General features: G+C 37.7%; 2 protein-coding genes and 1 pseudogene. All 3 read right to left on the bottom strand.

Translation table 11 applies throughout. The annotated features are described in order from the left end of the window. Positions 1 to 362: pseudogene (locus ABNR88_RS07240) on the bottom strand (lipid A biosynthesis acyltransferase); the annotation flags it as partial. Further along, positions 355 to 1,071 carry a tRNA 2-thiocytidine biosynthesis TtcA family protein gene (locus ABNR88_RS07235; protein ID WP_348670260.1) on the bottom strand — a complete coding sequence of 239 codons (717 nt, stop codon included), beginning with the start codon at positions 1,069 to 1,071 and terminating at the stop codon, positions 355 to 357. The gene ABNR88_RS07235 and the pseudogene ABNR88_RS07240, both read right to left, overlap by 8 nt. A 2-nt stretch (positions 1,072 to 1,073) precedes the next feature. Next, positions 1,074 to 1,667, bottom strand: a 594-nt coding sequence (locus ABNR88_RS07230; protein WP_348670259.1) for a PDZ domain-containing protein, incomplete at its 5' end; no start/stop codon positions are given.

The following is a 1,667-nucleotide window of genomic DNA, read 5'->3' as shown; positions in this document are numbered from 1 at the left end:
GATAACACCCGACCAGTAATCTCCCAACAACCAAAATGAGGCACCAGCAGAATAATTGGATCTGGGCTATTTAGATGCTCAAGTCCTGTTGTTTTGGTAACGTGCTTAGCGTTATCATCAAAACTTCTTAGCCAAACAAAACCAGACTCACTCAAGCCTTTTCCGGTTTCTATTAGGGATTTTTTAATGAGAATCTGCTGTTCATATTTATCCAGTTGAGGGAAGCAAATTTCAATATTTTTACTCACAACTTCTTTAGAATCGCTCTTAGTAAAATATAAATAATGACCAATTAATGAACCAATTAAATGGTTTAACCTTAATGGCAAAATTGAAAAGAATGTTAGAATAAATTTAATCATTAACCTCATCCAGCATTGGCCTCATGGCACTTAATAAGTTTTTGTATAAATTTGGCGTGCGCTTTTCCTCTGTTAAAAGCCATTGTTTAAAATGGTCGCGCTCAGTGGGCATGGTAAAACAAGCTGGACAGGAATCAGCAATAACAGGTAAATTAACAGAGGCTGCAAAGTCGGCCAATTGACGCTCACGCACATATACCATAGGGCGAATTATGCGCAGGTCTTTAGCATCATTAATATAATGCGCCTTCATGGTTTGAATTTTGCCATTATGACACATGCTCATCATTAAGCTTTCACTCAGATCATCCAAATGTTGACCTAATGCCAAAACGTTATAACCCTCAAGTCTGGCAATTTTATACATAAGACCGCGCTTAATGCGAGCACAAAACGAACAGTATGAATCACCCTTCATACTTTCTTTAGCTTGCTCCAAAATTGGAAATTCTTCAAAGAAATAAGGGGTGTCGAATTTCTTAAAAAAAACCTCTAAAGCTTGTGGCTCAAAACCCTCAACTTGAGGATCAATGGTAACTACGCCTAAGTCAAATTTAATCGGTGCGTGACGCTGAAAATGCCTAAGCAAGTGAAACAAGCTTAGAGAGTCCTTACCGCCAGAAACAGCGAGCAAAATCTTGTCGCCTTCTTTAATCATACCAAAATCACTAATAGCGCGGCCCACTGGCTTAACAAGCAATTTAGGCAATATTACTCTTGGTAAAGCCATTGTTTTTGTTGTTTATTAGTTTGATTGTCAAGCTCAGTATTTAAGCTTAGCTGACAAAATGATGGGGTTATTTGACCAATAGTCACCAAAATCTCTAGTAGTAGCTCATCACGCAATACACCGACTTTTATCACTTCACCTTGAGTATAGGCGTTAATTTGTGCAACCAAAGGCTTGTCTTTAAGCTGTTGATAATTAACGCTGACAATCTTATCACCCACATAAAGCCCTGATTGTTGCGCACTAGTATTGGCAAATACCTGCGTGATTTGACTAAACTCACCTTGTGTTTTGATTGTAAGTCCAAAATCAGTTAAATCTTCTAAACGCTTGACCAGCTTATATTCAACACCCACATATGCAAAACTCTCTTGCAATGGTAACTCTTTAACGCCATAAAGGTAATCATCAAAAAACTCAGTAAAATCGCTATTTGTTAATTGCTTAACAATTAATTGAATTGTATTATCTTCCAGGCCACTTTGCTGATGATTTACCCAAGCATATCTAAGCACATCGTCCAATGATTTTTGATCCTGGGTGCGCTTTCTAATCTCGATATCCAACACAAAAGC

Source organism: uncultured Candidatus Thioglobus sp., assembly GCF_963981275.1.
GTDB lineage: Bacteria > Pseudomonadota > Gammaproteobacteria > PS1 > Pseudothioglobaceae > Thioglobus_A.
This window is presented reverse-complemented; position numbering and strand designations above follow the sequence as displayed.